The 6,527-nt window shown below is 67.7% G+C and carries 5 protein-coding genes; all 5 read left to right on the top strand.

Annotated features, from left to right (window positions below; genetic code table 11):
* The first annotated feature begins 348 nt into the window (after positions 1-348).
* A complete protein-coding gene (gene argA / locus Q0741_RS16880) occupies positions 349-1,689 on the top strand; it encodes an amino-acid N-acetyltransferase (protein WP_298234361.1) in 1,341 nt (446 codons plus the stop codon).
* A 27-nt stretch (positions 1,690-1,716) separates the two neighbouring features.
* A complete protein-coding gene (locus Q0741_RS16875; RefSeq protein ID WP_028999141.1) occupies positions 1,717-1,989 on the top strand; it encodes an oxidative damage protection protein in 273 nt (90 codons plus the stop codon).
* Between the two features lie 253 nt (positions 1,990-2,242).
* Positions 2,243-2,572: an H-NS histone family protein gene (locus Q0741_RS16870; RefSeq protein ID WP_298234360.1), complete on the top strand. Its 330-nt coding sequence runs from the start codon at positions 2,243-2,245 to the stop codon at positions 2,570-2,572.
* A 189-nt stretch (positions 2,573-2,761) separates the two neighbouring features.
* On the top strand, positions 2,762-4,627 hold the full coding sequence (gene dnaG, locus Q0741_RS16865) for a DNA primase (RefSeq protein WP_298234359.1): 1,866 nt from the start codon (positions 2,762-2,764) through the stop codon (positions 4,625-4,627).
* 324 nt (positions 4,628-4,951) lie between these two features.
* The coding region (locus Q0741_RS16860; protein WP_298234358.1) for an RNA polymerase sigma factor region1.1 domain-containing protein at positions 4,952-6,527 on the top strand (1,576 nt) is incomplete at its 3' end.

Raw genomic sequence — 6,527 nt, 5'->3', positions numbered from 1 at the left:
GCGCCGGGCGCCGCTTCGCCGCGGCGGGGGCCGGAATCAGGACGGCGCTGGGCCGCCGGCGCGGGCGCCGGGGTTTTGGAGCGGGCGGGCGCCGGCGCGGCGGAGGAGCGGGTATCGGAATCGGACATGGGGGGCATCGCGGGGCGGGATTATCCCCAGCCGCCCCGCCGCGGCCCGCGTGCGCACTGCAAGTCCCTGGAAGCGAAAGCGCCCCTGTCAAGCGCCCGAAGCGGTGCATGGCGGCGTGAAGGGCACCCCGCGACGGGTGCCCGGATTCAGCGCCATGCAAGAATTCCGGATTGCTCGCCGGCCTCGTCCGCCCCTACCGCCCTCCCGCTGATGCCCACCGTGGACCTCGTTTTCCCGCACACCTTCGTTCCCTGGTTCCGGGCGGTCGCGCCCTACATCCACGCCTACCACGGCAAGACCTTCGTCATCGGCCTGGCCGGCGAGGCCATTGCCGCGGGCAAGCTCAACCAGTTCGCCCAGGACCTGGCCATCCTGCACGCCATGGGCATCAAGCTCGTGCTGGTGCACGGCTTCCGGCCGCAGGTCAACGAGCAGCTGGCCGCCAAGGGCCAGACCTCGCGCTTCAGCCACGGGCTGCGCATCACCGACGAGGTGGCGCTGGACTGCGCGCAGGAGGCCGCGGGGCAGCTGCGCTTCGAGATCGAGGCCGCGTTCTCGCAGGGCCTGCCCAACACGCCCATGGCCAACGCCACGGTGCGCGTGGTTTCGGGCAACTTCCTGACCGCGCGCCCCGTGGGCATCGTGGACGGCGTGGACTTCATGCACAGCGGCGTGGTGCGCAAGGTGGACGCCGCCGCCATCCGCCGCGCCATCGACTCCGAGACGCTGGTGCTGCTCTCCCCCTTCGGCTTCTCGCCCACCGGCGAAGCCTTCAACCTGGCCATGGAAGAGGTGGCGACGGCCACCGCCATTGCGCTGCAGGCCGACAAGCTGCTGTTCCTCACCGAGATGCCCGGCATCCGGGAGGACCTCAACGACCCGGAAAGCGCCATCGACACCGAGCTGTCGGTGGCCGAGGCCGAGCGGCTGATGGCCTCGCTGCCGCGCCCGACACTGCCCACCGACACCGCCTTCTACCTGCAGCACTGCGTGCGCGCGTGCCGCGGCGGCGTGGAGCGCTCGCACATCCTGCCCTTCTCGGTGGACGGCGCGCTGCTGATGGAAGTCTTCACCCACGACGGCATCGGCACCATGGTGGTGGACGAGAAGCTGGAGAGCCTGCGCGAGGCCACCAGCGACGACGTGGGCGGCATCCTGCAGCTCATCGAGCCCTTCGAGCGCGACGGCACGCTGGTGCGGCGCGAGCGCACGGAGATCGAACGCGACATCGCCAACTACACCGTCATCGAGCACGACGGCGTGATCTTCGGCTGCGCGGCGCTGTACCCCTACCCCGAGGCGCGCACGGGCGAGATGGCCGCGTTGACCATCTCGCCGCAGGTGCAGAGCCAGGGCGACGGCGAGCGCATCCTCAAGCGCGTGGAGCAGCGCGCCAAGGCGCTGGGGCTGGAGAGCATCTTCGTGCTCACCACGCGCACCAAGCACTGGTTCGTCAAGCGCGGCTTCCAGCAGGTGGACCCGGATTGGCTCCCCGAGGCGCGCAAGCGCAAGTACAACTGGGACCGGCGCTCGCTCGTGCTGGTCAAGAAACTCACCTGAAACCGACATTCCCCAAGGAGAACCGACATGGCACGCATGGTTCAGTGCATCTACCTGAAGAAGGAGGCCGAGGGCCTCGACTTCGCGCCCTACCCCGGCGAGCTGGGCAAGCGCATCTACGACAACGTCAGCAAGGAAGCTTTCGAGCTCTGGAAGCGCCACCAGACCATGCTGGTCAACGAGAACCGCCTGAACCTGGCCGACGCGCGCGCGCGCCAGTACCTGGCGCGGCAGATGGAGCGCTTCTTCTTCGGCGAAGGCGCCGACCAGCCCACGGGCTTCGTGCCGCCCTCGGCCTGAGTTTTTCAAGGGCGGCCGAGCCGGCCGCCTTCTTCCCCGCCTCCAATTGCGTCCGCCGGCGGATTTATATCCATCTGCGGTCGTTTGCGCCTGTGCCGGGCCGCGCCGGCTTTTCGCAGCCATTCCCGCGCATTTCGCTCAACCCGGTTTGTCCCGGCTTTGCTTTCAATAAGCCGGCAATTGCGTGGTGCCCGCCGAACTGCTTGGGAGTGATATATTCCAGACTCGACATCATTCAAATGAGGAGCTTGAATTGAGCAGCCTGCAGGAACTCCTGAACCAGCGCGCCGAGTTGGAGCGCCAAATTGCCGAAACCCAGCGCCAGGAACGTGCCGAAGCCATTGCCACGATCCGCCAGCTGATGAGCGAGCATGGTTTGTCGGCGCAGGATCTGACGGCCGGCCGCGGCGGGCTGCGCTCTGCCGGCGATGGCGAGGGCAAGCGCGCCAAGGTGGCGGCCAAATACCGCAATGACGCCACCGGTGAAAGCTGGACGGGCCGCGGCCTGCAACCCAAGTGGCTCAAGGCGGCGCTCGCCGAAGGCAAACAGCTGTCGGATTTCCTGATTACCCAGCCGGCTTGAGAACGCGGTCGCTTTTAATTGCAGTTCTTCAACACTGCAGTTCCATTACTGCCTGAAAAGCCGCCCGCGAGGCGGCTTTTTCACGGAAATTCAACAATTTTTCACGCCGGGGCTGGATATGCGGGCCACCACGCGGCGCGGGCGAGACCATCGCGACGGCAGGCCGCAGGGCTTGGCTAGACTCGCCGGATGATCCCACCCGGCTTCGTTCAGGAATTGCTGTCGCGCGTGGACCTCGTGGAGCTCATCGGGCGCCAGGTCCAGCTCAAGAAGACGGGGGCCAACTACGTCGGCCTGTGCCCCTTCCACGGCGAGAAGAGCCCCAGCTTCACCGTCAGCCCGAGCAAGCAGTTCTATCACTGCTTCGGCTGCGGGGCGAACGGCGACGCCATCCGCTTTCTCACCGAGCAGCATGGGCTCGGTTTCGTCGAAGCCGTCAAGGAGCTGGCGCAGCAGGTGGGCCTGACGGTGCCGGAGGACGAAACCGACCCGCACCGCAAGGAGCTTGCCGCGCAGCAGCGCGAGCACCAGGCCACGCTGGCCGACGTGCTCGCGCGCGCCGCGGCGCACTACCGCAAGCAGCTCAAGGCCAGCCCGCGCGCCATCGACTACCTCAAGGGCCGCGGACTCTCGGGCGAGATCGCCGCGCGCTTCGCGCTGGGCTACGCGCCTGATGGCTGGCGCGGCCTGGCCAGCGTCTTCCCGCGCTACGACGACCCGCTGCTGGTGGAGGCCGGGCTGGTGATCGTGCAGGGCGAGGAAGGCCCGGAGCAGAAGCGCTACGACCGCTTCCGCGACCGCGTCATGTTTCCCATCCGCAGCGTCAAGGGCGAGGTCATCGCCTTCGGCGCGCGCGTGCTCGACAAGGGCGAGCCCAAGTACCTGAACTCGCCGGAGACGCCGCTGTTCGTCAAGGGCCGCGAGCTCTATGGCCTGTTCGAGGCCCGCGGCGCACTGCGCGACAGCGGCTACGTGCTGGTGACCGAGGGCTACATGGACGTGGTGGCGCTGGCGCAGCTGGGGCTGCCGCACGCGGTGGCCACGCTGGGCACGGCCTGCACGCCGGAGCACGTGGCCAAGCTGCTGCGCTTCACGGAGCAGGTGGTGTTCGCCTTCGACGGCGACGCCGCCGGGCGCCGCGCCGCGGCGCGCGCGCTGGAGGCGGCGCTGCCGCATGCCACCGACACGCGCTCCTTCCGCTTCCTGTTCCTGCCGCCGGAGCACGACCCGGACTCCTTCGTGCGCGAGCACGGCCGCGAGGCCTTCGAGCAGGCCGTGGCGCAGGCGGTGCCGCTGTCGCAGCAGCTGCTGGAGCTGGCGGCGCAGGACTGCGACCTCGCCAGCGTCGAGGGGCGCGCGCGCATGCTGGCGCAAGCTAAACCGCTGTGGAGCGCGCTGCCCGAAGGCGCGCTGCGGCTGCAGCTGCTGGCCGAGCTGGCGCGCCGCGGCGCGCTGCCGCTGGAAGAGCTGACGGCGCTGTGGCAGGCGCATCCGGCCACGCGCTCTGCGCCGCGACGCGAGGCCCCGGCCGCGGCGGCGCCGGGGGTGGATCTGCCCGCGCCGGGATTCCACCGCCCGCGCCAAGCCTCGCGCCGCGGCGGCCGGCTGGCGACGAAGCGGCCTGAAGATGTGGCGCTGCAAATGCTGCTGTCGCATGCCGAGTGGTGGGACGAACTCTCGCCACAGATGCACGAGTTGCTGCACGACCTGCCCGCCCCCTATAGCGCGCTGGTGGCTTGGTTGGAGCGCGAGTTGCACGAGCACGGACCACGTCCGTGGGCCGCGTTGCGCGTGGCCCTGGAGCAGGATCCGTTGGCAGAGGAGGCGCGCAATGCGCTACCGGACGACGAGCCTGGCGAAGAGACGCTGGCAGACCTGCAGCGAAAGCTCGATGAGCTACATCGCCAAGAGCTTGAAGCCGAGATGCGCGCCCTAACCCTCTTCGTGGAAGGCAAGGCGGGCGACGCACAGGAACAGGCGAGCGCTCGGACCCGCTACCTTGAGCTCGATAAGCAGGTACGCGAAATCCGCAAGCGCACCGAAGCTGCCGGCTGACACTTTTTCGGGCTTGACAAAGCCTTGATTTTTGACCTTCGCCCCCATATGGGGGATAATTGAGGGTTCGTTATCAGCGGCAAGAGTGACAGCAGCGTCATTGGATACCGGATCCGGCCACCCGCGACACGGGGTCATAGAACAGGCCATATCTCCGCCCAGGGCTGCGCTATTCCCGAAGTCCACGCGAGCTTGCCCGCCCGAGCCTTTCACAGACCGCGAAACCGGCCGTGCGTCGGTGCGTACCCATTGGTGGCGTGCGCACGCCATGTGCTCGCCCTGAGAAGGTCGGACGTTTGACGCTTTCACCATCCGAGGAATTGCATGACCGCCAAGAAGACCGCGCCTGTCCAAGACGACCAGGAAGAGGACAAGAAGCCTGCCGCCAAGGCCACCAAGCCTGCTGCCAAGAAGAAGGCGGCCAAGGCTGCCGCGCCTGCTGCCGAGGACAAGGCCAAGCGCGGTCGCAAACCCAAGGCCGCCGAGAAGGAAGAGGCCGAGGAAGACTTCAGCGACATCGATGCCGAGCTCGAAGGTGAGGTCGATGCGGAGGCCGCCGAGGCCGACACCGGCGTCGAAGCCGCCGCCGCCGACGACACCGCCGCCGTCGACAAGCCCAAGGCCAAGCCGCTGCGCATGAAGGTCAGCCGCGCCAAGGAGCGCGCGCTGATGCGCGAGTTCGGTCTGGACGAAACCGCGCTGACCGAAGAGGAAGTCGCCAAGCGCCGCCAGGAGCTCAAGACGCTCATCAAGATGGGCAAGACGCGCGGCTTCCTGACGCACCAGGAGATCAACGACCACCTGCCCGAGAAGCTGGTGGAGGCGGAGATCCTGGAAGCCATCGTCTCGATGCTCAATGACATGGGCATCGCCGTGTACGAGCAGGCGCCCGATGCCGCCACGCTGCTGATCGCCGGCGGCGCCACCACCACCGCCACCGAGGAAGAGGCCGAGGAGGCCGCCGAGGCAGCGCTGTCCACGGTGGACTCCGAGTTCGGCCGCACCACCGACCCGGTGCGCATGTACATGCGCGAGATGGGCACGGTGGAGCTGCTCACGCGCGAGGGCGAGATCGAGATCGCCAAGCGCATCGAGAAGGGCCTGCAGGACATGATGCTGGCCATCTCGGAGTCGCCCACGACGATCGCCGAGATCATGACCATGGCCGACAAGATCGCTGCCGGCGAGATCGCGATCTCGGAGGTGGTGGACGGCTTCGTGGCCGAGGACGAGGCTGACGACTACGTCGCCGAGGAAGACTTCGACGAGTTCGACGAAGAGGACGACGACGACGGCCAGGGCGGCTCCAAGGCGCTGACCAAGAAGCTCGAAGAGCTCAAGCGCGCGGCGCTGGAGAAGTTCGAGGGCATCCGCGCGCACTTCCAGGAGCTGCGCAAGGTCTGCGAGAAGGAAGGCGCCAAGGGCTACAAGTCGCCCGCCTACGTCAAGGCGCAGGACGCCATCAGCAACGAGCTGATGACGATCCGCTTCACCGTCAAGACCATCGAGAAGCTGTGCGACATGCTGCGCTCGCAGGTCGATGACGTGCGCCGCTACGAGCGCGAGCTGCGCCGCATCGTCGTGGACAAGTGCGGCATGCCGCAGGAGCACTTCATCAAGACCTTCCCGCCGCGCGCCCTGGACCTGAAGTGGGCCGAGGACGAGGTGGCCGCGGGCAAGAACTACAGCGCCGTGCTGGGCCGCAACCTGCCCGCGATCCAGGAGCTGCAGCAAAAGCTCGTGGACGTGCAGAACCGCGCCGTGGTGCCGCTGGAAGACCTCAAGGCGATCAACAAGAAGATGAACGAGGGCGAGAAGAGCTCTCGCGACGCCAAGAAGGAGATGATCGAGGCCAACCTGCGCCTGGTGATCTCCATCGCCAAGAAGTACACCAACCGCG

Origin of the sequence: uncultured Azohydromonas sp., from assembly GCF_937926365.1 — a bacterium.
Classification (GTDB): Bacteria; Pseudomonadota; Gammaproteobacteria; order Burkholderiales; family Burkholderiaceae_C; genus Azohydromonas.
This window is presented reverse-complemented; position numbering and strand designations above follow the sequence as displayed.